General features: G+C 53.6%; 24 protein-coding genes and 4 tRNA genes. 15 read left to right on the top strand and 13 right to left on the bottom strand.

Translation table 11 applies throughout. The features are described 5' to 3' along the window. Positions 1–57 precede the first annotated feature (57 nt). Positions 58–963, bottom strand: a complete 906-nt coding sequence (locus ACWGKN_RS15450) for a 50S ribosomal protein L11 methyltransferase (protein WP_452095580.1) — start codon at positions 961–963, stop codon at positions 58–60. Between the two features lie 189 nt (positions 964–1,152). Between ACWGKN_RS15450 and ACWGKN_RS15445 the strand changes: the two genes are divergently transcribed. From ACWGKN_RS15445 to ACWGKN_RS15425, 5 genes are all read left to right on the top strand, one after another. Next, on the top strand, positions 1,153–2,460 hold the full coding sequence (locus tag ACWGKN_RS15445) for a paraquat-inducible protein A (protein ID WP_424252724.1): 1,308 nt from the start codon (positions 1,153–1,155) through the stop codon (positions 2,458–2,460). Further along, on the top strand, positions 2,457–5,246 hold the full coding sequence (locus tag ACWGKN_RS15440) for an MlaD family protein (protein WP_452095579.1): 2,790 nt from the start codon (positions 2,457–2,459) through the stop codon (positions 5,244–5,246). The genes ACWGKN_RS15445 and ACWGKN_RS15440 overlap by 4 nt, the downstream gene beginning before the upstream one ends. Further along, on the top strand, positions 5,164–5,706 hold the full coding sequence (locus ACWGKN_RS15435; protein ID WP_452095578.1) for a type I restriction enzyme HsdR N-terminal domain-containing protein: 543 nt from the start codon (positions 5,164–5,166) through the stop codon (positions 5,704–5,706). Before ACWGKN_RS15440 ends, ACWGKN_RS15435 begins: the two co-directional genes overlap by 83 nt. A gap of 147 nt (positions 5,707–5,853) precedes the next feature. After that, entirely contained in the window at positions 5,854–7,203 is a 1,350-nt protein-coding gene (locus ACWGKN_RS15430; protein WP_452095577.1) for a class II 3-deoxy-7-phosphoheptulonate synthase, read from the top strand. A 195-nt stretch (positions 7,204–7,398) separates the two neighbouring features. Continuing rightward, positions 7,399–8,862: a DegQ family serine endoprotease gene (locus ACWGKN_RS15425; protein WP_452095576.1), complete on the top strand. Its 1,464-nt coding sequence runs from the start codon at positions 7,399–7,401 to the stop codon at positions 8,860–8,862. A 24-nt stretch (positions 8,863–8,886) separates the two neighbouring features. Here the strand turns inward: ACWGKN_RS15425 and ACWGKN_RS15420 are convergent, their stop codons facing one another. From ACWGKN_RS15420 to radA, 3 genes are all read right to left on the bottom strand, one after another. Then, entirely contained in the window at positions 8,887–10,176 is a 1,290-nt protein-coding gene (locus tag ACWGKN_RS15420) for a cyclic nucleotide-binding domain-containing protein (protein WP_052159648.1), read from the bottom strand. 241 nt (positions 10,177–10,417) lie between these two features. Beyond that, positions 10,418–11,041, bottom strand: a complete 624-nt coding sequence (locus ACWGKN_RS15415) for a hypothetical protein (RefSeq protein WP_035226647.1) — start codon at positions 11,039–11,041, stop codon at positions 10,418–10,420. Between the two features lie 42 nt (positions 11,042–11,083). Next, positions 11,084–12,442, bottom strand: coding sequence for a DNA repair protein RadA (gene radA / locus ACWGKN_RS15410; RefSeq protein ID WP_035226644.1), 1,359 nt, complete (start codon positions 12,440–12,442; stop codon positions 11,084–11,086). Between the two features lie 157 nt (positions 12,443–12,599). On the opposite strand from radA, the gene ACWGKN_RS15405 reads away from it, so the two are divergent. Both ACWGKN_RS15405 and ACWGKN_RS15400 read left to right on the top strand, forming a co-directional pair. After that, positions 12,600–13,394: an EI24 domain-containing protein gene (locus ACWGKN_RS15405; protein ID WP_052159647.1), complete on the top strand. Its 795-nt coding sequence runs from the start codon at positions 12,600–12,602 to the stop codon at positions 13,392–13,394. A 9-nt stretch (positions 13,395–13,403) separates the two neighbouring features. Then, positions 13,404–13,877, top strand: a complete 474-nt coding sequence (locus ACWGKN_RS15400; protein ID WP_035226641.1) for a CYTH domain-containing protein — start codon at positions 13,404–13,406, stop codon at positions 13,875–13,877. Between the two features lie 19 nt (positions 13,878–13,896). Here ACWGKN_RS15400 and hemW read toward each other — a convergent pair whose 3' ends face one another. The 5 genes from hemW to rdgC are packed head-to-tail and all read right to left on the bottom strand — an operon-like array spanning position 13,897 to position 18,406. Further along, a complete protein-coding gene (gene hemW / locus ACWGKN_RS15395; RefSeq protein ID WP_035226638.1) occupies positions 13,897–15,021 on the bottom strand; it encodes a radical SAM family heme chaperone HemW in 1,125 nt (374 codons plus the stop codon). Between the two features lie 6 nt (positions 15,022–15,027). Next, the gene (gene radC, locus ACWGKN_RS15390) at positions 15,028–15,759 is read right to left on the bottom strand and encodes a RadC family protein (RefSeq protein ID WP_035226637.1); all 732 of its coding nucleotides are present in this window, start codon (positions 15,757–15,759) and stop codon (positions 15,028–15,030) included. Then, positions 15,759–17,195, bottom strand: a complete 1,437-nt coding sequence (gene gatB / locus ACWGKN_RS15385; protein WP_452095736.1) for an Asp-tRNA(Asn)/Glu-tRNA(Gln) amidotransferase subunit GatB — start codon at positions 17,193–17,195, stop codon at positions 15,759–15,761. The genes radC and gatB overlap by 1 nt, the downstream gene beginning before the upstream one ends. Before the next feature lie 16 nt (positions 17,196–17,211). Next, a complete protein-coding gene (locus tag ACWGKN_RS15380; RefSeq protein WP_035226635.1) occupies positions 17,212–17,763 on the bottom strand; it encodes a hypothetical protein in 552 nt (183 codons plus the stop codon). Positions 17,764–17,803: 40 nt separating this feature from the next. Beyond that, positions 17,804–18,406, bottom strand: coding sequence for a recombination-associated protein RdgC (gene rdgC / locus ACWGKN_RS15375; RefSeq protein WP_035226634.1), 603 nt, complete (start codon positions 18,404–18,406; stop codon positions 17,804–17,806). A gap of 293 nt (positions 18,407–18,699) precedes the next feature. Here rdgC and ACWGKN_RS15370 point away from each other — a divergent pair. Both ACWGKN_RS15370 and ACWGKN_RS15365 read left to right on the top strand, forming a co-directional pair. Further along, positions 18,700–18,775 (top strand) — tRNA-Lys (locus ACWGKN_RS15370). A gap of 10 nt (positions 18,776–18,785) precedes the next feature. Further along, positions 18,786–18,863: transfer RNA gene (locus ACWGKN_RS15365), tRNA-Glu, on the top strand. Between the two features lie 103 nt (positions 18,864–18,966). On the opposite strand, the gene ACWGKN_RS15360 is transcribed toward ACWGKN_RS15365, so the two are convergent. Continuing rightward, positions 18,967–19,407 carry a glycine zipper domain-containing protein gene (locus ACWGKN_RS15360; RefSeq protein ID WP_035226633.1) on the bottom strand — a complete coding sequence of 147 codons (441 nt, stop codon included), beginning with the start codon at positions 19,405–19,407 and terminating at the stop codon, positions 18,967–18,969. Between the two features lie 112 nt (positions 19,408–19,519). Beyond that, the gene (gene nadB / locus ACWGKN_RS15355; RefSeq protein WP_452095575.1) at positions 19,520–21,169 is read right to left on the bottom strand and encodes an L-aspartate oxidase; all 1,650 of its coding nucleotides are present in this window, start codon (positions 21,167–21,169) and stop codon (positions 19,520–19,522) included. Between the two features lie 223 nt (positions 21,170–21,392). Here nadB and ACWGKN_RS15350 point away from each other — a divergent pair, with 223 nt between their 5' ends. Genes ACWGKN_RS15350 through ACWGKN_RS15340 form a run of 3 tightly spaced genes read left to right on the top strand, consistent with a single transcriptional unit; the run spans position 21,393 to position 23,537 of the window. After that, on the top strand, positions 21,393–22,172 hold the full coding sequence (locus ACWGKN_RS15350; protein ID WP_452095574.1) for a ParA family protein: 780 nt from the start codon (positions 21,393–21,395) through the stop codon (positions 22,170–22,172). 4 nt (positions 22,173–22,176) lie between these two features. Continuing rightward, entirely contained in the window at positions 22,177–23,046 is an 870-nt protein-coding gene (locus tag ACWGKN_RS15345) for a ParB/RepB/Spo0J family partition protein (RefSeq protein WP_452095573.1), read from the top strand. A gap of 35 nt (positions 23,047–23,081) precedes the next feature. Beyond that, complete coding sequence (locus ACWGKN_RS15340; protein WP_452095572.1) at positions 23,082–23,537, top strand: SH3 domain-containing protein; 456 nt, start codon at positions 23,082–23,084, stop codon at positions 23,535–23,537. A gap of 57 nt (positions 23,538–23,594) precedes the next feature. Here ACWGKN_RS15340 and ACWGKN_RS15335 read toward each other — a convergent pair. Both ACWGKN_RS15335 and ACWGKN_RS15330 read right to left on the bottom strand, forming a co-directional pair. Then, positions 23,595–23,687 (bottom strand) — tRNA-Ser (locus ACWGKN_RS15335). 9 nt (positions 23,688–23,696) lie between these two features. Further along, positions 23,697–23,782, bottom strand: a tRNA-Ser gene (locus ACWGKN_RS15330). Positions 23,783–23,947: 165 nt separating this feature from the next. On the opposite strand from ACWGKN_RS15330, the gene ACWGKN_RS15325 reads away from it, so the two are divergent. Genes ACWGKN_RS15325 through ACWGKN_RS15315 form a run of 3 tightly spaced genes read left to right on the top strand, consistent with a single transcriptional unit; the run spans position 23,948 to position 26,728 of the window. Next, complete coding sequence (locus ACWGKN_RS15325) at positions 23,948–25,501, top strand: sigma-54 interaction domain-containing protein (RefSeq protein WP_452095571.1); 1,554 nt, start codon at positions 23,948–23,950, stop codon at positions 25,499–25,501. A gap of 2 nt (positions 25,502–25,503) precedes the next feature. Further along, complete coding sequence (locus ACWGKN_RS15320; protein WP_452095570.1) at positions 25,504–26,091, top strand: epoxyqueuosine reductase QueH; 588 nt, start codon at positions 25,504–25,506, stop codon at positions 26,089–26,091. Further along, positions 26,057–26,728: an XTP/dITP diphosphatase gene (locus ACWGKN_RS15315; RefSeq protein ID WP_452095569.1), complete on the top strand. Its 672-nt coding sequence runs from the start codon at positions 26,057–26,059 to the stop codon at positions 26,726–26,728. The genes ACWGKN_RS15320 and ACWGKN_RS15315 overlap by 35 nt, the downstream gene beginning before the upstream one ends. Positions 26,729–26,739: the final 11 nt, after the last annotated feature.

The following is a 26,739-nucleotide window of genomic DNA, read 5'->3' as shown; positions in this document are numbered from 1 at the left end:
TCCAATCCCATCCGTTTCTACATTGCCGAGCAGCCGCCGTCCCCGCGGGCCCGAGATCTATCCCCGGCCCTTGCGCAGCAGCAGCGCCGACCATTCCGTCAGCCGCTCGACCCGGACAGGCGCAATCCCCAACCCGGCAAAACAGCGGGCGATGTTCTCCGTCTGTTCTCCCTGCAGGATTCCCGACAGCACCAGGGCACCACCGGGTTCGACCAGGCGCTCCAGCGTGCCGGCCATCTCGAGGAGGGTGTCGTGAATGATGTTGGCGACGACCAGCGTGTAGCCGCCGGCCACCTGCTCCAGCACCACCCCTGACACCTCCACGACCGCGGCAAGGTGGTTGCGGGCGACATTTTCGCCGGCGGCGGCCACCGCCAACGGGTCGTTGTCGATGGCCAGCACCCGGGCGGCACCGAACAACGCCGCTGCCATGCCGAGGATACCGGTGCCGGTGCCGACGTCGAGCACCCGGCTGCCGCCGCCCCCCTCCACCACCTCCCGGACCAGGGCCAGACACAGGCTGGTCGTGGCATGGTGGCCGGTGCCGAAGGCCATGCCGGGGTCCATCACGATGACCCGCTCGCCCGGTGCCGCCTGGTACTGCTCCCAGGTCGGAGCGACGACCAGACCGGGGACGATGGCGAAGGGGACGAAATGCTTCTTCCAGTTGCTGCCCCAGTCCTCCTCGGCATATTCGGAGACGGCCAGGGACGGCTCCTCTACCTCGAAGATCTGCGCCAATTCGGCGAGATAGTCCCCGATCTGGCGGATGACCCGGCGGCGCTGTCCCTCCTCCATATCCGCCTCGGCCAGGTAGGCAGTGAGACACTGCCTACCGTCCCGGTCGTCGACATCGATCTCGACCGCCGATTCGGTCACCCCCAGCAGGAAATCACTGATCGGATCAACCAGCACCGGATCGGTGCAGATTGACAGTTTGAGCCGCAGGTGTTGGTCCTTCATTCCTTCCTATCTGCCCTCATTCACTCCATTTTGGTCATTGACACGCGATTGTAGCTGAGACTACACTCTCTTTTCCCGTTCTTCAAGCGCTACTGCGGTTTTCATATGACAAATGGCCGCAGGACAATTACTATTGATTCCAACGAACCACCGGCCCACCCTGCTTCTCTGATCCCGGCCCGAAAATCGATGCCCACCCACACCGTTGCCTGTCCCGACTGCGACCTGCTGCTCGCCTTTTCCGCCTCCCTGGCACGCCATACGCTCCGCTGTCCCCGCTGCGGCGGCACGGTGCACCGGAGGGTCGACACCTCGGTCGACACCGCGCTGGCCTTCAGCATCACCGGCCTCCTGCTGTACCTCCCGGCAATGCTGTTTCCCCTGATGACCCTCGAAACCCTGGGAATGAGCGACAGCGGCAGCGTCCTCGACACCCTCGTCGGCTTTTACGACAACCGGTACTACTTCGTTGCCTTCATCGTCCTGGTTTCGGCGGTCGCTTTTCCCCTGATCCTGCTCTCCCTCGTCTTCACCGTGACCATGTTCGCCAGGAGCGGTCGGTATCCGGCCTTCCTCACCCGGCTGCTGCGATTGTACGTCTTCCTGGAGGAATGGGCGATGATCGAGATCTTCCTGCTCGGCATCATGATCACCACGATGAAAATGCGCCATACCGCCGAGATCCATTTCGATCCCGGCTTCTACTGTTTTCTCGCCCTGGTCCTGACCACCATGGCGATCGCCACCGTCCTCGACCGGGAGCGGCTCTGGGCCCTGCTCTCCCGCCCCGGCACCGCGCTGTCGGTCCCATCCCCGGCCGCCGACGCCGAATCCCCGGGCCGCACCGCTCTCCAGACCGGACTGGTCCTCTGCCAAGTATGCCGGCAGCTCGAGAAGCGTTCCCCGGTCGCCGGGCCGATCCACTGCCGCCGGTGCGGAGCGACGATCCACGACCGCAAGCCCGACAGCATCGCCCACACCTGGGCCCTGGTGCTGACCTCGACCCTGCTCCTCATCCCCGCCAACGTCCTGCCGATCATGCAGGTGGAGTTCCTCGGCGTCCCCGAGAACTCGACGATCCTTGACGGGATCATGTACTTCTTCAAGGATGGGTCATATCTCATCGGCCTGATCATCCTCACCGCCTCGGTCTTCGTCCCGGTGTTCAAGATCATCGGCCTGATCATCCTGCTGTTGACCGCCCAGACCAGCAATACCGGCTACCTGCGGAGCAAAACGATGCTCTATCGGTTCATCACCTTCATCGGCCGCTGGTCGATGCTGGATATCTTTGTCATCGCCCTGCTCGTGGTGCTGGTCGACTTCGGCTTCCTCACCTCGATCCACGCCGCCCCGGCCGCCACCTATTTCTGCATCGTCGTCACCTCGACGATGCTGGCCGCGAAGACCTTCGATGCCCGGCTGCTGTGGGACAACCGGCAACCGGCGGCCAACGAGGCGATCCCGCCGATCCCAACCGCCAAGGAGGCGTCATGACCACCGAGACCCCCGTCATTCGCAGGCGGAGAGGAATCCCATCGATCTGGATCATTCCCCTGGTCGCCCTCGGCATCTGCGGCTGGCTGCTGTATTCCAGCTATCGCGATGCCGGTATCCTCATCACCGTTTATTTTGACGAGGCCAACGGCATCACCCCCGGCAAGACCCAGGTCATGTCGAAGGGCATCCCGATCGGCCTGGTCCAGGAGGTCCACCCCGATATCGATCGGCAGCGGGTCCGCACCATCATCAAGATGGACAAGGAGAGCGAGCCCTATCTCGTCAAGGACACCCTGTTCTGGATCGTCCGGCCGGAGCTGTCCGCCGCCAGGATCCAGGGTCTGGGTACCATCTTTTCCGGCAGTTATATCGGCATCCAGGTCGGAGTGGACAAGAAACAGGGCCGGAATTTCACCGGACTGAATACCGCTCCGCCGGTCCCCGGCACGGCCCCCGGTCTGCACATCTCGCTCCACGCCGCCACCCTCGGTTCGATCCAGATCGGCACCGGAGTCTACTACCGCAACATCGAGATCGGCAGCGTACAGGGTTACCGTCTGCAGGACGACGACAGCGTTCTCATCAATCTCTTCATCGAGCAGGACTACAGCGAGATTGTCCGGGAACAGAGCCGGTTCTGCAACGCCAGCGGGGTCGCCATCTCCGGCAAGCTTCCCAACCTCAAGATGCAGATCGAATCCCTGGCATCGCTGCTGAAGGGCGGCATCCTGCTGCAGACCCCCGACCAGCTGAAAAACAGCCCGCCGGCCCGCAACGGCCAGGTGTTCAGACTGTACAAGGACCTGGAGGAAGCCAATTACGGCATCCCGATGACCCTGACCCTGTCCTCCGCCGTCGACATCGTCGAGGGCGACACCAAGGTGATGTACCGCGGCATCGAGGCCGGATTCGTCAAGGAGATCCGGATCAACAACGACGAACGGAAAACCGTCACCGCCCACATCCTGCTCGACCCCCGGACCGAACTGATCCTCCGCGAGAACACCACGTTCTGGCTGGTCAAACCGGAGATCACGGCCTCCGGGGTCAGCAACCTCCGGACCCTGATTTCCGGGTCACATATCACCTTCAAGCCGGGTGACGGGAAATTCTGCGATCGTTTTGAAATCCTGCCCGAACCGCCTGCCGATGAGCCGCTGCGCCCCGGGGCGTCCTTCGTTCTCACCACCGCTGAACCCGTCTCCTTTTCCCCGCAATCACCGGTCCTGTACAAGAAGATCCAGGTCGGCGAGGTCGTCGCGATCGATCTCGACCCCAGGGGCAAGGGAATCAGGACGACGATTTTTGTCTACGAACCCTACCTCCGCCTGATCAACCGGGACAGCATCTTCTGGCAGCAGAGCGGGGTGGAGGCTGACGCCAACCTGTCCGGGGTCAGGATCAGGACCGGGCCCCTGGCCGAGATGTTCACCGGCAGCATCAATTTCACCACCCCCGACGGCAAGGCTGCGGCGGCCAAGGCGGTGGAAAAAGATCATGCCTTCCGCCTTTTCGCCGACTATGCCGAGGCCATGCAGACGGTTCCCGCCCTCCAGCAGCCCGGGGTTTCGGTCCGGCTCACAACCCAGGATCCGGGATCGCTCAGCCTCGGTTCCCCCCTCCTCTTCAAGGGGATAGCCATCGGCAAGGTCATCGGTTTCGAGGTCGACGGTGATCGCCAGGATGTCTTGATCGACTGCCTGATCGACATCGATCACGCCGAGATGGTCAGGGGCAATACCCGATTCTACAACCTCAGCGGCGTCGAAATCTCGGGCGGGCTCGACGGGGTGACGATGCGGACCGGGTCGCTGCAGTCGATCGTCTCCGGCGGCATCGGCCTGCTGTCCATGCCCGGTGTCGATCCGACCCGGAAATCGACGATCTTTCCTCTTTACGGCAACCTCCAGGATGCCCTCCACGCCGGCGATGCCGTCATTCAGGTGACGTTTGACGAACCGGTCGACCGGCTGAAGGTCGGCTCCCCACTCCGCTACAAGGGCATCGACATCGGCGCGGTCTCCAATCTGACCTTTTCCGCCGATCTGCAGGCGGTGGTGGCCGATATCCGGATGGACCGGAAATTCACGCCGTTGTTCCGGACGGGGACACAGATCTGGCTCGAGGAGCCGGAGGTGTCGATCTCCGGCATCAAGAACCCCGGCGCCATCGTCTTCGGCCCCTACATCACCTTCAAGCCGGGTCGGGGAGACCTGACCCGGACCTTCATCGCCCTGGCGGCCCCGCCCCAGCCATTTTCAACCACCGGCAAAGGCCTGAACCTCGTGCTCGAGACCCGCAACCTCGGCTCGCTCGCCCCCGGTTCCCCGGTCGCCTACCGCCAGGTCCGGATCGGCAAGGTCACCGGCTTCTCCCTCTCGCCGACCTTCCAGAAGGTATATGTGGCCGTCGCGATCGAGCCCCAATTCCAACATCTCATCTATGACAACACCAAGTTCTGGAACAGCAGCGGCGCCAGTTTTTCCGCCGGCCTGTTCTCCGGCATCCACCTGGAAACCGAATCACTGGAGACAATCGTCCGGGGAGGGATCGCCCTGGCCACCCCGGAAGGGGGGGAAAAGCGGTCACCACCGGCCACCATTTCCTTCTCCATGACGCGGCGGATCCGGCATGGCTCACATGGACCCCCGACCTCTCCGGCCGTACAGCCGCCGATCAACAATCAACCGGAACCATTCGATGACCGCCCACCGATCGCACCACCTCATCTATGGCACCCTCAGCGATTACCTCACCGGCGAAGAACTGACCGACACCGATGACGAGCGGATCCGCCAGGAACTCAGCCGAATGATGGTGGAAGAAAAAAAATTTCAACGGGACGAACTGTTACCCCGGCTCAGTATCGACACCTTCTTCGCCCGCTGCTATGTCCGATCGGTGATCGACCTGACGGTCCGCCTCGAAAACCGGCAGATCATGATCATCCGCTATGGCCCGGGTTCACTGGTCAGCCGTGAACGGGCGGCGATCGCCGCCGCCCGGGTGCTCAACCCCGCCTCAGTCATCCCCCTGGCAGTTGTGACGAACGGCAGGGAGGCGGAATTGCTGGAGACTTCAACTGGCAAGATTCTTGAATATGGGTTACACTCAATCCCTGACCGAAGCACGGCCTTGGCAATGATGGCGAAAATGCCCATTCTCCCCCCGCCGGAGGAGAAAAAACGGGAGAAGGAAATGCGGATTCTCAACGCCTTCGATGTCGAGCGATGCTGTATCTGAATCCATTTCCAAGCAAACCGGGAGCATGACGGCGCGGGCTGGGGGAACCGTTCAGCCATCGGAGAATGCGCCTGACCAGGGTTTGGATTGACCATTCAAATGATATCTGCTCCCTATCAAGCAATGACAACCACAAAGAGAAACGGCATGACAACCACAGACAGAGAATGGACAAAATCAAGCTGGAAAAACTTCACCGCCTTGCAGCAACCCAAATGGCCTGACCAGAAGGAAGTCGACCGGGTTCTCGCCAATCTTTCCCAACTCCCGCCGCTCGTCTTTGCCGGCGAAATCAGGTCCCTCAAGTCTCAGTTGGCAAAGGCGGTCAAGGGCGAGGCCTTCCTGCTGCAGGGAGGCGACTGTTCCGAGGACTTTTCCAAAGTGACCGCCCCGAAGATCAGGGAAACGCTGAAGGTGCTGCTGCAGATGGCCGTCGTCCTCACCTATGCCGGTGGCAAACCGGTCATCAAGGTCGGACGGATCGCCGGCCAGTTCGCCAAACCCCGCTCGTCCGACACCGAGATGGTCGATGGCGTCGAGATCCCCTCCTACCGTGGCGACATGGTCAATCGTCCGGAACCGAGCGAGGAGGCGCGGATTCCCAACCCCAAGTATATGCTGAAGGGCTACAATATGGCGGCCTCGACCCTCAATCTGCTGAGGGCCTTCACCCGGGGAGGATTCGCGACGTTGCAGCGGGTCCATTCCTGGAACCAGGAATTCGTCATCCAGTCACCGATGGGGCGGTCCTACGAACGCATGGCCAAACAGATCGAGCAGGCCATCAAGTTCATGGAAACCATTGGAATTTCTACTGATAATCCGCAGATCAACCAGACCGAGCTCTTTACCTCGCACGAGGCCCTGCTGCTTGAATACGAGGAGGCGATGACCCGCGTCGATTCCACCTCCAACGGCTGGTATGACTGTTCCGGCCATATGCTGTGGATCGGTGAACGGACCAGGCAGGTCGACGGTGCCCACGTCGAGTTCCTGCGCGGCGTCCTCAACCCGCTTGGGATCAAGATCGGTCCGACCTATAATCTCGATGACATCAAGCGCCTGGTGGAGATCCTCAATCCCGCCAACGAACCTGGTCGAATCACCCTCATCACCCGACTGGGGGTGAAAAATGTAGAGAAGGCCCTGCCTCCCCTGCTGCGGGGCATGAAGCAGGAAGGCTTCAACATCGTATGGAGTTGCGACCCGATGCACGCCAACACCTACACGACCGAGGACGGCCATAAAACCAGAAACTTCAACGACATTCTCTCCGAGATCACCTGCTTCTTCGAGACCCACTGGTCGGAAGGAACGATCCCCGGCGGGGTCCATTTCGAGTTGACCGGGGAAAATGTGACCGAATGCACCGGCGGCGCCAGGAACATCGTCGACGACCAGCTGTTCGAGAATTATCAGACGACCTGCGACCCGCGCCTCAACGCCGAGCAGAGCCTGGAAGTCGCCTTCCAGATCGCCGATATGATCAGGAGCTGAACCGGATTTACGGGGAGGAAACCGAATCCTTCCTCCCCTCCCTGCCATTGCCCATCTTCGCCCCCTTTAGATTACAATTGCGTAATCGTTCTTGACGCCCCTGGTTTTCGATTTACTTTTTACGTGTTGAAATTTCAGGAGTCCGGGAAACGGCTGCCGGCTCTTATCCATTCTTCCATGCACAAGGAGAATACCATGCAGTCACGTACGCACCTGTCGTCCCGCACTGGGTTGCTCGCTCTGCTCTTGCTTTTTTCGATCATCGTCGCGGCCGGCCCTCGCCTCGCCCGGGCGGAAACCGCCGATGACATCGCCCTGCTCGACCGATCCTCCCGAGTCTTTGTCAATGTCGTCAAGGCCGCCCAACCGGCTGTCGTCAACATCCGGGTTGAAAAATCGGTCGAAAACAAAGGCGGCTTTCCTGGCGGCAGCGATGAAATGTTCAACAATCCGTTCTTTGAGCACTTTTTCGGGCCACAGTTCCGTGGGCCGCACCGCTTCCAGCAGCAGGGACAGGGTTCCGGTTTCATCATCAACCGGGACGGCTTTATCCTGACCAACAATCACGTCGTCGAAGGTGCCGACACCATCACCGTCCGACTTTCCGATGAACGCGAATTCAAGGCCAAGCTGGTGGGCACCGATCCTCAGACCGACGTCGCCATGATCAAGATTCAGGACAGCGGCAATCTGCCGACTCTGACCCTCGGCGATTCCGACGCCCTCGAGGTCGGGGAGTGGGTGATCGCCATCGGCAACCCCTTCGGCCTCAACCAGACGGTGACGGTCGGCGTGGTCAGCGCCAAGGGCCGCAACCGGGTCGGGATCAACGAGTACGAGAGCTTTATCCAGACAGACGCGGCGATCAATCCCGGCAACTCCGGCGGCCCCTTGCTGAACACCCATGGTGAGGTCATCGGCATCAACTCGGCCCTCTTCTCCCGTACCGGCGGCTACATGGGCATTGGCTTCGCCATCCCGATCAACATGGTCAAGGCCATCGAGGACCAGCTGCAGAAACATGGCAAGGTCACCCGTGGCTGGCTGGGCGTTGCTATCCAGGACGTCAATGAAGATCTGGCAAAATCCTTCGATCTGAAGCAGGCCAAGGGAATCCTGGTCAGTGAGGTGCAACCGGATTCGCCGGCATCCAAGGCCGATCTGAAACAGGGAGACGTCATTCTCCGCCTCAACGGGGTCGATCTCAAGGACGTCTCCGACCTGCGCAACAAGGTGGCTCTCATCACCCCGGGGACCAAGGCGGCCCTGACGATCGTCCGGGCCGGCAGCGAGAAGGTGATTGACGTCGTCATCGGCGAACAGCCGTCCGGTTTCGGCAAGGCGGGAGGCGGACTGCCATCCCGGGGCAACCTTGAACAATTCGGTCTCAATCTGCAGGACCTGACGCCGGAACTCGCCCAGCAGCTTGGATATACCGCAGAACAGAAAGGGGTGGTGATCAGCGCCGTCACCCCCGGCAGTCCGGCGGAAACAGCGGGCCTGCAGGCAGGCTACCTGATCGAGGAAGTCAACAAGGTGGGAGTTGCCAACCTCAAGGAATTGCAGATTGTCCTGAAAAAATCGACCCAACCGAAAAGGATCCTGCTGCGGGTGCGTTCCGGCGACCTCAGCCAATATGTGGTCCTGGTAGCTGAATAAATCAGGGTAGGACGTATTTTGCCCTCAACGCCCGGGGACGGCTGTCGGTGTCCGTCGTCCCTGGGCGATTCTTTGGAAGATTTTTTCGATGACGGGCAGCTTTCTGAAATCGGCACTCGATATTTTCCGAACCACCAGATCCGTCTTGGCAACGACCGTGGCGTTACGTTTCCTTATTTTTGAAAAATACGCCATTTCCCCGAAAATATCGCCTTCCCCAAGGGTTGCGAGGAGACGTCCCTTGTCATCAAATGTCTCGGCCTCGCCGCTGTCGATATAGTATATGCCGTCCGGTTCCTCGTTGACCTTGACGACAATTTCGCCTTTTTTTTTCCACTCCAGAACGAAATATCGCTCCCACTCGGTATCGACGACCAGGGCATGATAGGACTCAATATCCATGGCCCTGAGCAGCTGCTGGGAAAGGCGGAAAATACGGACACCGAGAGAATCTCTCCTGCGGCTGGCCAGTTTCATCCCCAGATTGCTGAAATCGCCAGCCGGTGTCGGGTTCTCTCTGATGTATTCAAGAATACGTTCCGTGGCGAGGTCCTTCTTCCCGGTCATCTCGGTGAAGAGTTTCTGGGCCTCGATCAGTTTCTCCCTCACACTGGGAAAATCCGGCAGGATCCCTCCCGAACAGTCGCCGCAGAAGCGGTCCATGGCGCTGTTCTTGATGCTGATGAATTCCAGCAGTTGCGTTTCATCGACATCGGCCGGGCAGCCGTTGATTCCCGGCTTGTAGACGGTGAAGACATTCAATGGGTTGGGCAGCCCCTGCAGCGTCAGTCTACCGACATTGACCAGGAACCTGGTTTCTGCACCCTGACAGTGCGCAACCTCTCTATCCATCAGGTAGGAAGTCCCGAAATAACTGCACAGGTCTTCGAGCCGACTGGCGACGGCAAAACTTGAACCGAACTTCAAAACCTTTTCCCCGAGTTTCGCCTGGATGATGTCACCAAGGTGGATACCCATCCTGGTAGCGGGAAGGTCCCCGGCATCGATGGCGCGCGCCATCCGTTCCACGGCCCGCACGACACGGTTGCACATCTCCACCCGTCCTTCGTCGGCGCGCCTGTCAAAGATCACCAGCGCACCATCGCCTGCCAGCGGTTCGATTTCAATCAGATCATCATCGATCACGATGATGTCCCGTATATCCTGATGGTAACCAATCATGAAATCCCGGATCTCTTCCGGTGTCATGGTGGATGTCCGCACCGAATACCGCACCATATCGGTAAGCAGGATCACGACCTCCTTCTTCGGGTCGTGGCCCGAAAGCAGACTGTCCTTTCGCGGATCGGTCATCGCTACCGTTCATCCATTGCCTGGTTGGGCCGAAAAGACCGTTCTTCGAACCGGTCGTTCACCCCCAGACAGAGATGTATCAACCAATCAGGCCGATGACGACAATTGCGGCCAGAACCGCCAGCAGGACGAGGGCGACACGGGTGTAGACCGCTTGATTCTCTTGATGGTTATGCGATGAATGACTCATGCCATACCTCCTACTATGTTGAATTATCTGTTGATTACACGGTCATCACAACTACTCGACCGGTGGTGGCGATTGCGGTGGCCCCTCGGCGTCATATTCAGAAATTCTCTCTCGCTCCGAGGAGCCGCCAACACGTTCGCGATAGACTGAAAGGACAAGAAGGGTGGCGAATGGTTGGGCCACCAGGATGGCAAAGGGGATCGAGGCCCCAACCGAAATGACGATCAGATAGATCAGCGAAACGACAAGCTGATCGGTCACCGGCTCCCTGGTCGCCATAGCCCAGGAATGATTCAACGCGTCGATGATGCCCATCTCTTTGTCGGTCATCAGGGGAATCATGTACATCGTGGCAAAGATGACACAAAATCCTACCATAAATCCAGGCAGGACAAGGATCATGAAACCGATCATCGTTACGATAGTTACCAGCAGGAAAAAGCCGAGAAGGGGGAGGAACAGCGACATGGTCGAAAAGAGATCACGAATCTCAGGAGTCCGCCCTTCCCGCAGGGCCCGCAGGAGTGACTGCATATAACCGGCCGTCGTCACCGGGGCCAGTATCCCGAGACTCAACAGCACCACCAGAATCTGCACCATGGTGAGGAGCAGAAGTGGACCGATAAAAGCGAGTGTACTCCGCCAGGCCGTTTCAAGATGAGTACTGAAGTTCATTGATCCGCTCCCCGGCCATTTGAGACAGGATGACCGTTCTCTTTATTCGAATATGATGTCCAGCAGTTCATGGAGGTTGGCGACACCAACGGTCTCGATCTGTCCTGACCGAGAACATCGCTCCCGGTTGCTCCGCGGCATGATGAAGCGGGTAAAGCCCAGGCGTTCCGCTTCCCGCAGACGGATATCTATCTGGCCGACCGCCCGGATTTCACCGGCCAGCCCCACCTCGCCGCAGACCACCGTGGCGGAAGACAACGGTCTCTCCCGCAGACTGGAGGCCAGGGCACAGATCACGCCAAGGTCCAGGGCCGGTTCATCGATGCGAATTCCTCCGGCGATATTGAGAAAGATATCATGGCCATACATTACCAGACCAGCTTTTTTCTCAAGCACGGCACAGAGCAGGGCAAGGCGCTGGGGATCGGCCCCGATCGCCGTTCTCCTCGCCGTACCCAGATTGGTCGGGCTGACCAGGGCCTGAACCTCGACCAAAATCGGCCGCGTCCCTTCGACACTCGGCAGGACGACCGAACCGGGCTCATCGAGGGGACGCTCGGCGAGAAAGATTTCGGATGGGTTGCTGACCTGGACCAACCCCTCCTCCTTCATTTCAAAGACACCAATCTCATTGGTCGAGCCGAAGCGATTCTTCACCGTCCGCAGGATACGGAAGGCGTGACTGCGATCGCCTTCGAACGAGAGAACCGTGTCCACCATGTGCTCGAGGACCTTCGGGCCGGCCAGAGACCCTTCCTTGGTTACATGACCAACCAGAATCACAGGGATATTCTGCCTTTTAGCCATACCGAGGAGCCGATAGGCGGTCTCCCGGACCTGGCCGACAGATCCCGGGGCGGAGCCAAGATCCGCACAGGTCATGGTCTGGATCGAATCGACCGCGAGCAGGGCTGGCCGCATCTCTTCGGCCAGAGCAATTATCTCCTCAACCTCGGTTCCCGTCGCCAGGTATTCGTCCTCCTGGATTGCCAGCAGTCGCCGCGCCCGCATCTTGATCTGGCTGGCCGACTCCTCTCCGGAGACATAGAGAACCTTGCGTCTGCAGTTCTCGGCAACTGCCGCCAGGATATGGAGGATGAGGGTCGATTTGCCGATTCCCGGCTCGCCGCCGATGAGAACGACTGATCCCGGGACAATGCCTCCGCCCAGCACCCGGTCGAGTTCGACCATGCCGGTGCCGATCCGCTCCTCATCGCTGTCGGGGGCATCAGCGAGCGGAATGGCCGCCAGGGAACCGCCGCTCCCGCCACGCGTTAGTGGCGCCGTTTCTTCGACCAGGGTCTCCCACCCACCGCAATCGGGGCACCGGCCAAGCCACTTGATGCTCTGGTAGCCACATTGCTGGCAGATATAGCGACCGGACGATTTTTTCCTTATCATTGCCGTCATGGACGAACTGTATACCAGTGCAATGCAAAAGTCATTATCTGCTCTTTACTCCACTCATAAATGCGCTATTGTGTAGAGAGTTTTCATTCTGAAGACGGTATTCCCATCCACAATCTCCTCTGTGTTGTCCAATAGCACACCGACTACAATGCCATCGCCATCAACCTCCCCTAGACGGCTTTTCTCCCCACCGGTGGGGTGGATACCGCTCTCGCGGTCCGTCTCGCTGATGTTCAAATCGAAGCGGTTGCTCGGCTACAGCGCAATCCTCTTCACTGTCACCATCGCCCTGACCTGGTTCGGCTACATGGTGACTACAGGTTATGCCGACACCTTTATCAGCGGCTATTTCAATAATCCACCGGTCGCCGAAGGTATCTGGGGATGGATCAAGCACTCCGGCTGGGTGACCGGCAAATGGTTCCTGCTCGTCATTTCCCGGATTTTCGCCTTTTATCTCTCGTTTCTTTTTTCCTATTCGCTGACGACTCCCGGCTATGTCCTGCTCAGTACCGCTACCGAAAAAGTGCAGCTGGGGGAACACTTCGATCCGGAGGCCGGTTTTTCCGTTCGTGGCGCACTGATCGACCTTGTCGAGGGGATCAAGATCGGTCTGTATGGTGTCCTGGTCACCTTCGCCGCCTTGTTTGTCAACTTCATCCCGGTGATAGGTCAGGTTGTCGTTTTCCTGCTCTACACCTATTATTCCGCCCTGATGTTCATCGACTATCCCGCCTCCAGACGACGCTGGACCCTGAGCCGCAAGATCGGCTGGATTTCCGCCAACCGAGTGGTCTCCTTCAGGCTCGGTTTCGTCCCCGCCGTGCTCAGTATGGTACCTTTTCTCAATATCTTTCTGCTGGCTTTATTCTTTCCCGTCCTCACCATTCACGCCACCTTGAATTTCACCCACAGCCAGCCGCACATCGACCAGGCACCATAAGGGCGTCATATGGGCACCGAAATCGAACGAAAATTTCTGCTGGCCAACGACACGTGGAGAGGGCTGGCCGAAGGAAAATGGTACCGTCAAGGATACATCTGTTCGGGAGCACAAAGTACGGTTCGGATACGGACCATCGGAGAAATCGGGTTTCTCACGATCAAGGGCCCGACCCGGGGTCTGGCGCGGGCCGAATACGAATACCGGATCCCCGTTTCCGATGCCAGGGAGATGCTCGCCAATCTGTGCCGCGCCCCACTGATCGAGAAGATCCGCTATACGATCGACTTCGCCGGTTCGATATGGGAGATTGACGAATTCAAAAAGGAAAACGACGGTCTTGTCATCGCCGAAATCGAACTGGAACAGCCGCAGCAGCAATTTGTCATGCCGCCATGGGTCGGCATAGAGGTCAGTGACGATCCGCGTTACCGCAACTCTTCCCTTGTCATCGACCCGTACAGCACCTGGGATAAAAAGTAACTCCCAGCTTCTCTCTCCCTCAGACCAGTTCCGCCAGGATCCGGTTGGCCACTCTGCGGCCGTAGTCGGACAGCCGGAGATGCGTCGGGGTCAGTTCGACAAGCCCACCATCCTGCAGTCTGTCCAGAAGATCACCATAATAGTCCTTCACATCGATGCCGTAACGGGCAACCAGATCGGCAAGGGGGACCCCGTCCAGCATACGCATACCGATGACGACGCTTTCCCTGAAAGAGCTCTCCCGGTCCAGCTTTTCCTCTTCGATCACCGGATCGCTGCCGTTTTCAACCATGCGGCAGTATGCAACCGGATCTTCCACCCTCTTCTGTCGGCGACCACCGATACAGCTGACCGCACCCGATCCGGCCGCATAATATTCCCCGTTCCGCCAGTAATTGATATTGTGGCGACATTCTCTGCCCGGCCGGGCATAATTCGAGATCTCATAGTGACGCAATCCGGCCGAGCGGCATAATTCCACCGTCATCTCATCCATCAACTCAATATTCTCTTCGCACGGCAGATCGAGCATCCCGCTATTTTCCAGTGCCGCAAAGGGGGTGCCATCCTCGATGGTCAATTGGTAGCAGGACAGGTGTTCAGGTCCATGGCAAACGGCTTCCTCCAGGGTCTGTCGCCAGGTTTCGGGTGTCTGTCCCGGCACGCCGTTGATGAGATCGAAGCTGAGGTTGTCGAATCCCGCCGCTCTTGCCGCCTTGACCGCCTGCCTGGCCACACCCTGCCGGTAACGACGCCCGAGCGTCCCGAGCTCTATGTCATTGAAGGACTGGATTCCCAAAGATAGCCTGTTGAAACCGGCGTGCCGCAGTCGCGTAAGACTCTGCCTGGTTACCGTCCCAGGATTGGCCTCAATCGATATCTCCGCCTCTGCCGCCAGGGTGAACCTGCCCCTGACCGCAGCCAGCAGTGCGATCAGGATCTCCGTCGGCAAGGTCGTCGGCGTGCCGCCGCCTAGAAACACTGTGTCGATCAATACCTCCTTCTGTCGCGCCAGCATCGCCAACTCCAGTTGGATGGCCCTGGCGTAACGGGGCATGATCTGTTCCATCCCGGGATAGGAGACAAAGGAGCAGTAGGGGCACTTGCTCGAACAGAAGGGGGTGTGGAGATACAGCCCAGGCATGACTCGTTATGCGATCGACGTGAGGAGAATGGCGCTCTCGTCCTTGATGTTAGACATCAGCCCATTATCGGCAAAACTGAAATAGCCGTCGCCGATGATCAAATGATCCAGCAACTGAATCTGGAGCCATGAGCAGATGATAAACAGCGTTCGGGTAAGATGGAGGTCCTGGGGAGAGGGCTTAAGTGCGCCGGAAGGGTGGTTGTGAGCGATGATCAGGGCGGCTGCGTGCAATGCCATCGCTCTCGCGATCAGCTCACGGGGGTAGACCGTGTTGACATTGATGGTCCCTTCCGCGATCACCTCCGTTTCGATGATGGCGTGCGACGAATCGAGGAATATGGCCATGAAGACCTCTTTTTTAAGGCCTCGCAGGGCATGCTGGAGATAGTCGGTAACTTCACGTGACGAGTGCAGATAGCGTTTGCCCCGCAGCCGTTCACGGAGATAGCGCCGGGCCACCGCGTGGACGAAGTGCAGGGCAATGCTGTTCTTCGGACCGACGCCCTTGACCTTCTGCAATTGCGATACCGGGGCTTCCAGCACCGCTGCCAGGCTGCCGAAGAATGCAAGCAGCGCCCGGGCCTGTTCTTTGCAATCGGAACGGGGCGTGCCGAAGGTCAACAGAAGTTCGAGAACCTCGGCATCGGTAAAGCCATCCAGCCCTTTCTCCAGGAACCGGTCCCGCAGCCTTCCCCGATGACCTCCACCCTTCTGCTGCCAACACTCCTTTTCCATTACTGTTGCTCGTCACCAAAAATCGCCTTTCGAAACAATTCATTGGCCATTGCCGGATTGGCTTTTCCCTTCATCTGTTTCATCAACTGTCCGACAAAAAATCCAATCAACTTTTCCTTGCCCTCACGCAAATCCCTGGCCTGATCAGGATGCTGCTCGACAATCTGTCGCACGACCGTCATGATTTCTCCCTCGTCGGTAACCTGCACCAGGTTTTTTTCCCGCACAATAACTTCAGGGTCCTTGCCGGTCTCGAACATGATCTGAAACACACCCTTGGCAATTTTGCCGCTGATCGTTCCCCTCTCGATCAGCAGCAGGAGTTGTGCCAGTTGTTGGGCGCTGATCCTGCACGTTCCAATGCCTTCCCCCTTTAACTCACGCATCAGTTCGGTCATGATCCAGTTTGAGATCTTTTTCGGATCCGCCTCGGACTTGACAGCCAGCTCGAAATAATCAGCCAGTTCACGCTCGCCGGTCAGAATACCCGCATCATAAGGTGGCAGACCGTACTCGGCGATGAACCTTTTTTTTCTGGCATCGGGCAGTTCCGGCAAGGTTGTGCGGATCTCCTCAATCCACTGTTCGTCGATCTCGACAGGCACAAGGTCGGGGCAGGGGAAATAACGGTAATCATGCGCATCCTCCTTGCCCCGCATCGACTCGGTTCTTCCAGTATCGGGATCCCACAGCAGTGTCTGCTGTACCACCTTGCCGCCGTCGAGCAGTAGATCCCGCTGTCGCCGGATTTCATATTCCAGCGCCGCCTGGACATTACGGAACGAGTTCATATTCTTTAATTCGGTCCGCGTTCCATATTCCTTTTGCCCAACCGGTCGCAGTGAAATATTGGCATCACAGCGGAAACTTCCTTCCTGCATGTTGCCATCGCAGATATCGAGATAACGCAGGATGGCATGAATTTTTTTCAGATAGGCCGTGGCTTCCTGCGGCGATCGCATATCCGGTTCCGACACAATTTCGAGAAGCGGAGTCCCGGTGCGGTTCAGATCGACATAGGACACCGGTTCGCGCTCATCATGGACGAGTTTGCCTGCATCCTCTTCCATATGCATCCGGGTAATCCCAATTACCTTGGTCTCGCCATTGACCTCAATTTCCACCTGACCGTGCTCGATAATCGGTTTGTCGTATTGCGAGGTCTGATATCCCTTGGGAAGGTCCGGGTAGAAATAATTCTTGCGAGCAAACTGATTCGATCGGTTGATCTTCGACTCGGTCGCCAGACCCATCCGGATGGCGAATTCCACCACTTTTCTATTGAGAACCGGCAAGACCCCCGGCATTCCCTGGCATACGGGACAGGTTTGGGTGTTCGGAGGTGCCCCGAACTCGGTGGAGCACCCACAGAAGATCTTCGACGCCGTTTTCAACTGGGCATGTATTTCAAGCCCTATGACAGTTTCAAACTCCATGTTTATCCGTTGCGTGTTATGAAACAATGTGTCGATTATCGACAACCCAGGTACGAACTTTGTCCAGTTCACTGCTCCATTCATCGCTGGTCCGCCTCTCAAGAAACTGACGGAACAAAGCATTGACCGTCTGCACCAGATCTTCGTAAAGAAATAGTCTCTCCAGGATCATACCTTCGACTTCTTCACGGTTGCCGCTTTCTTCAGATTCCGTCCCTGCGGTTTTAGGTAATCTGACATTTCGAAACTCCATGAGGCCGGCTGCCAGGGTGAAATTGTATTCATGATCGTTCTTGACGATCCTGATTCTCGCCTGTTCCAGCTTTTTCCCTACCTGCAATCCAGTTCGCGCCTCCTGCAGTTCAGCCTTCAACCCACTGCAGATCAATTTTTCGGCCGATTCACCTTCGCCGTATTCAAGGAGCATATGTTTTTCAAAGGCCACAATGATGTCCCCATACTCCGGGATCTCGACACTACCGCCTCGTTCCTCACTTCTCCACCACAGCCAGGTGAGAAATTCCTGGCCTATAAAACGTTTCTCTTCGACAAGATCGACTAAATCCAAAATACACCCCGCTTGTGACTAATATTCAACCATCAGGTGGCTATAAAAATATTGCTGGTGAAAGAGATGGAAGTTTCTCTGACAATCGACCGGTGAGAAGCTGCTCCGCGATTGTGTACGGTGTTTGTTGGCGCAGGAGAAGACCGAAACTCTCCTTGAAAAAATCTTCGAGCACCGTTTGTGCCTTTTTATTGGTCGAAAAAAAGAAGAGCGTCGAATCCGCAAGATTCCAGCAGACGTCATACACCGAAGGGAGCGGAATTGCCTTGCGCATCTGCTCGGTCCTGATGCGTTCGCGGATCTCCACCTTCATTGAGCGGCCGATCTTCGGAATCTGCTTTTCTCTTTTTACCCGCTCCTCCTCTTTTTGGGTGAGTTTCTTGAGTATGGCCGACGAGACTTTTCGCTCGTCGATCCGAAGAGAAAGGACAACGTAGTCTCCACAAAGATGCGATGAATAGTTGAATGCCGAATCAAACATATTCGCCACCGACACCCAGCCAATGGAATATTCATCATAGCTGTCATCAATATCGCGAAAGGAGAAAGAGGAAACCCTTTCAGCGACGAAATCCAAGGAGGGGGGTAATTCGCCTTCAACTCGAAAGCGGACAAAACTTGCTGTTCCTTTTAAAAAGCCCATGAGCTACCAGTCTATCCTCTATTTCTGCTGAAATTATTCTGATTGAAAGTGAATCGATGCACCAGTGACACGCTCGATTGCTGACATGCATCATATAACACCGTTGTTGAGGCGACAACGTATTAGTTCAGGAAAGACAGTAACAGAGAGGGCTCAACCACGACGATGCCAATCATCCAATACGCCTGAAAGAATCCAACTTGACTAAATCGATCGCTAATGATAGAAACAACCCAATCATAGTTTTTTTGTTGACATGTGATTAATGGCTTTGTATAAGATTGCACTTTGCAGGGTCGTTAACTCAGTCGGTAGAGTATCTGCCTTTTAAGCAGAGAGTCGCGCGTTCAAGTCGCGCACGACCCACCATTAATGACGAGTCCCCATCGTCTAGTCAGGTCCAGGACACCGGCCTTTCACGCCGGCAACACCGGTTCAAATCCGGTTGGGGACGCCAATATAAAGGCCCGTTGATTCAATGAATCAACGGGCCTTTTCTGTTTCTCCGAACTTATCAGCAATAGCTGATCCTACGGTGCTTGAATAGGATCGGCACAGGCTTACTGTAATACCCAATGGCCATAATCATCGCGACACGCCGTGGAATACGTTGTCTCCTGCCGTCCGTCGATGACTGCCTGGATCTCCGCTCTTCTGCAGGTACCGCTAGGGCCCTGGACCGCCGGTTGTGGCGTAACAGTGTACCGATTGCCGGTATCCGGATTGTGCCAGGAACTCGACCGGCCGGATACACCAGTCTCATAGACGTTGTTGAGTTGCTGACGATCATATTTGTCCATTTCATTGCCAACAATGTAGCCAAGCATCGTTCCAACGGCCATACCGATCAATGTCGCCTCAGTACTCTTCCCAATCGCTTGACCCACAACTGCCCCACCTGCCGCACCGATGCCCGCACCAGCCTGACCCTTGGTAAGTTGCCCACCACAGGATGATAGAGCAAGAATCGAAAGGAACAGGACAACAGCCATTTGTTTCATATTACGCCTCCTTGTTTTTCGTATTTTATCCGTGGAATCAACGCGGATAGCTAACTTAGACCTGACGTCTGATCACTGCACCCATATACTTTTGTACTCTCTGAAACAACTGTCAAGACGATATTTTTTTGCTTCGCACCTTGATCTCCTCCTGCCCGTCCGCATCCACCACCTTTTTAAAAATATTCCACTTTCTGCAGCTCTCTCTTTTTTCCGGATAATCGATAATATAATGGAGACCTCTCGATTCTTTTCTCTTCAAAGAAGCCATGATGATAAGCGAGGCGACAAGGGCGATATTTCTCAGCTCGATCATATTCGGTGTCACCCGATAATCCTGATAATGTTGCTCAATCTCCTGCTGTATTTCAGCAATACGTTTCTGCGCCAGCAGCAACCGTTTTTCCCTTCTCACGATTCCCACATAGTTCCACATGGTTCTTCTGATTATATCCCAGTTATGGTTGATTAGTATTTCTTCGTCCAGACTGGTAGCATTACCAGATCTCCATAGATCGATATCCGTTTTTTTGTTCACTTTAATCGTCGAGAGTTCTTTTTCACAAAAGAGGAAGGCCTTATTGGCATAAACGACTGCCTCGAGCAATGAATTGCTCGCTAGCCGGTTTGCCCCATGCAAGCCTGTACAGGCAGTTTCGCCTAAGGCCATCAATCCTTCAATCGTTGTATTGCCCCACTCGTCGGTAACTACACCACCACACTGATAATGGGCCGCCGGCACAACGGGTATGCGATCTCTGGTAATATCTATTCCATATTCTTTACATTTGGCATAAATCCCCGGAAATCTCTTTCGAAGAAAACCAGCGTCCTTGTGGGTTATATCGAGGAAGACACAGTCCTTTCCTGTTTTCTTCATCTCTTCATCTATCGCCCTTGCTACAGTATCCCTGGTAGCGAGTTCCATCCGTTCCGGATCATATTTATGCATGAACCGATTGCCCGATTCATCAACCAGTATCGCTCCCTCTCCACGAACTGCCTCAGAAATAAGAAAATTCTTCGCATCCCGATGATAAAGGCAGGTTGGATGAAACTGCACAAACTCCATATTCGCAACTTCAGCACCAGCCCTGAAAGCCATGGCGATACCATCACCAGTCGATATATCCGGATTGCTGGTATAGAGATACACTTTTCCAGCACCACCGGTGCACAGTATCGTTCTTTTAGCCTGAAATGGTACAATATCACTGCTGTCATGCTGCAGAACATATGCACCAACACAGGTCTTCACCTTCCCTGTCTTCGATTTCGGTACAATGAGCAGATCGACACAGATTGAATTCTCAATAAGTTGAATGTTTGGATTTTCTTTTGCCTTTTTCAACAGAGCTCTCTCTATCTCTCTGCCGGTGAGGTCATGGGCGTGCACCACCCTCCGCCTCGAGTGCCCACCCTCCCTCCCAAGACTTAAAGGCGAGTCTTTTTCTTGTCCCTCCCTGACAAAATCAACACCAACCTCAATGAGATTTCGGACCTGTTCGGGACCATCGCCGACAACCAACCTGACTATCCGTTCATCACATATGCCGGCTCCAGATTCCAATGTATCCTGGACATGAAGATCAAACGAATCCAGGGTAGATATGACCGCGGCTATACCTCCCTGGGCGAGATTCGTTGCCGTGTCATTACCTTCTTTTTTGGTTACAACCACCACACTACCCAATGCCGAGGCGCGCAAAGCAAAAGAAAGTCCCGCAATTCCACTTCCAATAATCAAAAAGTCACACTCCATAACCTCACCGTAGTTGAATGTTTCACGTGAAACACACAAGCGAATGACCGTTTTTTATATCTTCTTGAGAGCCTTTTAAAAACAAGTGGCATAATTACCCACCAAAATCTCATAAATCTCATCAATTGCACTCAATGCGTTTAAATTATCTGTTGTTTGAGTTCTCAAGATGGATTAATAGTAGCCTCAAGGGTGCAATCGATTGTTATTTAGGGGACACTGTATGAATGAAAAACGGAAAACCATCGCAATTGCCAATCAAAAAGGTGGAGTTGGCAAGACCACCACCGCAATAAATCTTGCTGCGGGATTGGCATTAAAGAAGAAGAAGGTCCTCCTGATAGATTCAGATCCACAGGGAAATGCATCAAGCGGATTAGGGGTTGCCGTTCCCAAAAACAAACAACACCTGTACCATGCACTAACAGCTGGGGCAAACACTGAAACAATCATTCAGCAAACTCCCTTTAAAAACCTTGATCTTATCCCCACCAATATAGATCTGGTTGCAGCGGAAATCGAACTCGTTTCAATAGAAAACCGTGAACAACAACTGGCTGGTGTCTTATCCGATCATAATTGTGATAATTATGATTATCTCATTATCGATTGTCCACCATCTCTCGGTCTTCTGACAATCAACGCCCTCACAGCTGCGGATTCAGTCCTCATTCCCATGCAATGTGAATATTTTGCGATGGAAGGACTGGCCCAGTTGGTGTCAACTATCAGATCCGTCAAAAAGTCCTTTAATCCTAATCTGTATATTGAGGGTCTTTTGTTGACCATGTTCGACAAAAGAAACAAGCTGACTCATCAGGTAGCAGACGAAATTTCGAAACATTTTTCGCATCAGTTGTTCAAGACGGTTATCCCGAGGAACGTGCGGTTAAGTGAGGCTCCGAGTCATGGGCAGACAATTTTCGCTTATGACAATCTTTCCACTGGAGCAAAATACTATACCGCACTCGCCAAAGAATTTCTTTCTCATCAAAGGAATTGAAACAGTGGCAAAACAAACCGGTTTGGGATTAGGGGCTAGTCTACTCTTTGGCAAAGATCAGGAAGAGAAGTATTTTCAATGCGATATTGAAAATATAGTTCCCAACAAAAACCAACCACGGACAGCCTTCAATGATCGTGAGTTGCAGGAGCTCTCAGAATCAATCAAGGAAAATGGGGTGATCCAGCCCCTAATCGTCACTCACTCCTCCACCAAACCTGGTTTCTTTGAACTTATCGCCGGAGAACGTCGCCTCAGAGCTTCCAAACTGGCGAAGCTCTCAACCGTTCCCGTCGTTGTTCTTGATGTTCAGGATGAACACTCCCTTCTCGAGATGGCGTTGATTGAAAATGTTCAACGAACAGACCTGAACCCCCTTGAAGAAGCAGAAGCTTATAACAAACTTATAGAAAGATTTGGCTATACCCAAGAAGAAACAGCCCGACGAGTTGGAAAAAACAGGTCGACCATCACCAACATGCTGAGGTTATTACATCTTCCTCAATTTGTCAAATCAGATATTATTGAGGGAGTTCTCTCCGAAGGACACGGAAGAGCGTTGCTAAAACTTGTTGATGATCCCCTCAAGATCAGAGAAATCCGAGATATTATCATCAACAAAAATCTTTCTGTCAGGCAGACGGAACAACTCGTTCGCCATGTATCGGTATCCTCAGCATCAAAAAACAAACAGAAAAACCTTAAGGAAAATGAAATTCCTGGTACATACTGTACGACACTGACCAATCAACTGACAAATAAACTTCACTCACGAACATCCATTGTTCAAAATGGAAACCGTGGAAAAATTGAAATAGAGTATTATTCACTTGATGACCTGGAACGTCTTGTCAACCTCATCATCAGTGAATAACTGGTTTTGTTCACGAGGATAAAGGTAAGGTAAAAATGCATTTTCTTATATTTTATATTTTCTTGTTTTTCTCAATAATTGATCCCACCAATTTAATTGCTGAAACACTATCGGTAAAATCCCAAAAACTCAATCTTCGATCAGGGCCGGGTGAAAATTACAGTGTAAAATGTGTTTACAGTAAAGGTTTCCCTCTCAAGGTTCTTGAAAAAAAAGGAGATTGGGTACAGGTCACAGATTTTGAAAATGAGGTTGGATGGGCATCAAGAGGATTACTTGTTACCACCCCTCATGCTATTGTTGATGTAAATCAAGGTAAAAATAGGCGGATCAATGTCCGCTCAGGTCCCGGCACCAAATTTAACATTGTTGGACAGGCGTATTACGGGGTGGTCTTTAGGGTTTTGGATAAAAAGGGCCCTTGGCGAAAAATAAGACATCAATCCGGTCTTTCTGGATGGATTCAACAAGACCTTCTCTGGGGTACTTGAAATATAAATGATAAAAAAAAGCCAACTGCTTATAAACAGTTGGCTTTTTTAATTCCGTGGCGGAGAGAGAGGGATTCGAACCCTCGGTGGAGTTTTACCTCCACACTCGCTTAGCAGGCGAGCACCATCGGCCAGCTCGGTCATCTCTCCATAAATGGATGGCGGAGGGAGTAGGATTCGAACCCACGGTACTTTCGTACAACGGTTTTCAAGACCGCCGCCTTAAACCACTCGGCCATCCCTCCCAGAACATGCTTTTTTACCACCTTCATGTCGTCATGTCAACTCCATGAGATAGAAATCTGCAGCAGAGTATCATACGTTTTTGTAATAATCGGTCGAAATATATTCGCCATTCTGGTAACTTTAACAAAATTTCCATTTTATTAAATTTTACTCGATATGTTGCCATGTACGACGATTCAGAAATCTCCTCAAAATTGAAAGATCTCACTACGTTATATGAAATAACGAAGGAGCTCGCCTCTTCACAGGATCTGTCCGATAGTCTGCAGAAGATAATGCATATCTTGGCTTCCATGAAATCAATGGAGAATGGAACAGTAACAATTATCAACCCTAAAACCGGAAAATTGGAAATTGAGGTCGCGCACGGGTTGTCGGAAGAGAAGAGGTTACGAGGCAAATACACCATTGGCGAGGGTATAACTGGCAGGGTTGTCGCTACCGGGCAACCGATTATCGTTCCTCAGATTTCCAAGGAACCACTTTTTCTAAATAAAACCGGAGCCAGAGCCGATGCTATCGACCAACAGCGTTCTTTTCTCTGCGTACCAATAAAACACGGAGAACAGGTGATCGGTGCCCTCAGTATCGATCGTTTTTATGAAGGTGGACTGACCCAACAAGCCAATACGGACCTTCAGTTCCTTACTGTACTCAGTGGGTTGATAGCTGAAAGTGCTGTCCGCATCCAGATAGTCAACCAGGAAAAGGAAACTCTGTATTCCGAGAATCTCAAACTAAAGAGAGAACTGTCCGAAAAAAACCGTATAAACGATATTGTAGGCAATTCCAGTAAAATGGAGGATGTTTACGAGATGATCCACCGTGTAGTAGACTCCAATGCTACGGTACTTTTGCGTGGGGAATCCGGAACAGGAAAGACTCTTGTAGCCAAAGCCCTCCATTACAATGGTAAACGAAAAGATAAACCCTTTGTTGTTGTAAACTGTTCTGCGCTTCCGGAAACCTTGCTTGAAAGTGAATTATTCGGACACGAAAAAGGAGCGTTTACAGGTGCAACCGAACGTAAAATAGGTCGGTTCGAGCAGGCTGAGGGAGGAACACTCTTCCTTGATGAGATAGGTGAAATCAGCAACGCCGTTCAGGTCAAGCTTTTACACGTTGTTCAGGAAAGGAACTTTCAGCGCCTGGGTTCCACTAAACTTATCAACTGTGATGTACGTCTTGTCGCCGCAACCAACAGGGATCTTGAGAAGGCTGTCTCAGAAAATAAGTTCCGTGAAGATCTATATTACCGACTGAACGTCTTCCCTGTTTACCTTCCACCCCTCCGTGAGAGGAGAACAGATATTCTACTCCTGGCCGAGTTTTTTCTCGAAAAATTTTCAAAAGAAAACAACAAACTCATCAAACGTATTTCAACTTCGGCAATTGATCTGCTCGTTCAATATCACTGGCCTGGTAATGTGCGCGAACTCCAAAATTGCATGGAACGAGCCGTCTTAATCTGTGATGAAGACACTATAAAGTCGATTCATCTCCCACCCTCTCTCCAGATAGCTAATCCACGAAGTAAGGGAAGTCCACTTTCACTTTCATCCGCTGTTGAAAATTTTGAAAAGGAACTCATCATCGAAGGATTAAAGAAAAACAATGGCAACCAGACCAAAACGGCACAATATCTGAGCACGAGTCTGAGAATTATTAACTACAAGATTCATCAGTACAATATCGACCCGAAAAAATACAGAATTTGAACATGACAAAACTCCTTCTTCATGTATGCTGCGCTCCCTGTGCTGTGTATCCAACCGACTTTCTCTTGACTCGTGACTATGATTTAACCCTGTTCTTCTACAACCCTAATATCCATCCATTCCGCGAATTTCAGAAAAGAAAGGAATCTGTCGAAATGTTTGCGGAAAGTCATAATTTACCAGTCCATATTGATGGCCAGTATCGTTTAACTGAATTTATTAGAGTTATAGTCTTCAGAGAAAAATCGAGGTGCTCTGTATGCCAGCAGATCCGTATCAAGGAAACAGCATTATTCGCAAGGAACAACGGCTTTGATGCCTTTTCCACAAGTCTGCTTTACAGTAGATACCAGAATCATGAGGAGATTCGACAACAGTGTATGGATATCTCTAAATCTTTGGGAATCCAGTTTGTTTATCATGATTTTCGTCAAGGATGGAAGAGAGGTATCGAATCTTCCATCGCTCAAGGGTTATACAGACAATCCTATTGCGGCTGTATTTACAGCGAACAGGAGCGGTACGACAAATGTTTGAGAAAAAAAGGAAAAGACAATGGTAAAGATGATCGTTCTGGCTACCAACAATAAGAAAAAAGTCGAGGAATTTCAAAATATACTCAAAGGCTATAACATTGAATTGAAATGCGTTTCCGATTTCGGCTGTTTGCCTGAACCGGTTGAGGATGGCGACACCTTTGACGAAAACGCTTACAAGAAAGCTCTTCACTATGCGAAAGTCCTTGGACTTCCGGCGATAGCCGATGACTCCGGACTGGTCGTCGAGGCACTCAACGGGGAACCTGGCGTCTATTCAGCCAGGTATGCTGGAGAAAAAGCGACCGATGAAGAAAATTGTCTGAAACTACTAACAAAAATGGAAGGTATTACGAATAGGAAGGCTGCTTTTCAATGTGTTCTTTCCATCGCTGTACCCTCTGGTCCCGCCCTCACATATGAGGGGAGCTGTCAAGGGATCATAACCGAAACAATGCAGGGAAGTGGGGGGTTCGGCTATGATCCGCTCTTCTTTTATCCGGAACTTGGCAAAACCTTTGCGGAAATGACAGCCAAGGAAAAAAACAATATCAGCCATCGCGGCAAGGCCCTTGCGGAATTCGCTGCCGAATTTCCCAAGGTCAGCATCTGGATCGATCGGCGACTTGCTGAGGAAAAACCTCCAAAACCCGATCACAGCCAATTTGAAGACAACGATTGGTCCATCTGAGGATGGCGATT

The organism is Desulfoprunum sp. (genome assembly GCF_053613775.1).
This window is presented reverse-complemented; position numbering and strand designations above follow the sequence as displayed.

Coding starts and splice junctions, on each gene's coding strand:
- ACWGKN_RS15400 (WP_035226641.1), top strand. CDS start 13,404: ATGGGCACCGAAATCGAACGAAAATTTCTGCTGGCCAACGACACGTGG.
- ACWGKN_RS15435 (WP_452095578.1), top strand. CDS start 5,164: ATGACCGCCCACCGATCGCACCACCTCATCTATGGCACCCTCAGCGAT.
- ACWGKN_RS15425 (WP_452095576.1), top strand. CDS start 7,399: ATGCAGTCACGTACGCACCTGTCGTCCCGCACTGGGTTGCTCGCTCTG.
- radA (WP_035226644.1), bottom strand. CDS start 12,442: ATGATAAGGAAAAAATCGTCCGGTCGCTATATCTGCCAGCAATGTGGC.
- ACWGKN_RS15445 (WP_424252724.1), top strand. CDS start 1,153: ATGCCCACCCACACCGTTGCCTGTCCCGACTGCGACCTGCTGCTCGCC.
- ACWGKN_RS15430 (WP_452095577.1), top strand. CDS start 5,854: ATGACAACCACAGACAGAGAATGGACAAAATCAAGCTGGAAAAACTTC.
- ACWGKN_RS15450 (WP_452095580.1), bottom strand. CDS start 963: ATGAAGGACCAACACCTGCGGCTCAAACTGTCAATCTGCACCGATCCG.
- ACWGKN_RS15325 (WP_452095571.1), top strand. CDS start 23,948: ATGTACGACGATTCAGAAATCTCCTCAAAATTGAAAGATCTCACTACG.
- ACWGKN_RS15420 (WP_052159648.1), bottom strand. CDS start 10,176: ATGACCGATCCGCGAAAGGACAGTCTGCTTTCGGGCCACGACCCGAAG.
- ACWGKN_RS15315 (WP_452095569.1), top strand. CDS start 26,057: ATGGTAAAGATGATCGTTCTGGCTACCAACAATAAGAAAAAAGTCGAG.
- nadB (WP_452095575.1), bottom strand. CDS start 21,169: ATGGAGTGTGACTTTTTGATTATTGGAAGTGGAATTGCGGGACTTTCT.
- hemW (WP_035226638.1), bottom strand. CDS start 15,021: ATGCCTGGGCTGTATCTCCACACCCCCTTCTGTTCGAGCAAGTGCCCC.
- ACWGKN_RS15360 (WP_035226633.1), bottom strand. CDS start 19,407: ATGAAACAAATGGCTGTTGTCCTGTTCCTTTCGATTCTTGCTCTATCA.
- ACWGKN_RS15320 (WP_452095570.1), top strand. CDS start 25,504: ATGACAAAACTCCTTCTTCATGTATGCTGCGCTCCCTGTGCTGTGTAT.
- ACWGKN_RS15405 (WP_052159647.1), top strand. CDS start 12,600: ATGCCATCGCCATCAACCTCCCCTAGACGGCTTTTCTCCCCACCGGTG.
- ACWGKN_RS15340 (WP_452095572.1), top strand. CDS start 23,082: ATGCATTTTCTTATATTTTATATTTTCTTGTTTTTCTCAATAATTGAT.
- ACWGKN_RS15350 (WP_452095574.1), top strand. CDS start 21,393: ATGAATGAAAAACGGAAAACCATCGCAATTGCCAATCAAAAAGGTGGA.
- rdgC (WP_035226634.1), bottom strand. CDS start 18,406: ATGGGCTTTTTAAAAGGAACAGCAAGTTTTGTCCGCTTTCGAGTTGAA.
- radC (WP_035226637.1), bottom strand. CDS start 15,759: ATGGAAAAGGAGTGTTGGCAGCAGAAGGGTGGAGGTCATCGGGGAAGG.
- ACWGKN_RS15440 (WP_452095579.1), top strand. CDS start 2,457: ATGACCACCGAGACCCCCGTCATTCGCAGGCGGAGAGGAATCCCATCG.
- ACWGKN_RS15415 (WP_035226647.1), bottom strand. CDS start 11,041: ATGAACTTCAGTACTCATCTTGAAACGGCCTGGCGGAGTACACTCGCT.
- gatB (WP_452095736.1), bottom strand. CDS start 17,195: ATGGAGTTTGAAACTGTCATAGGGCTTGAAATACATGCCCAGTTGAAA.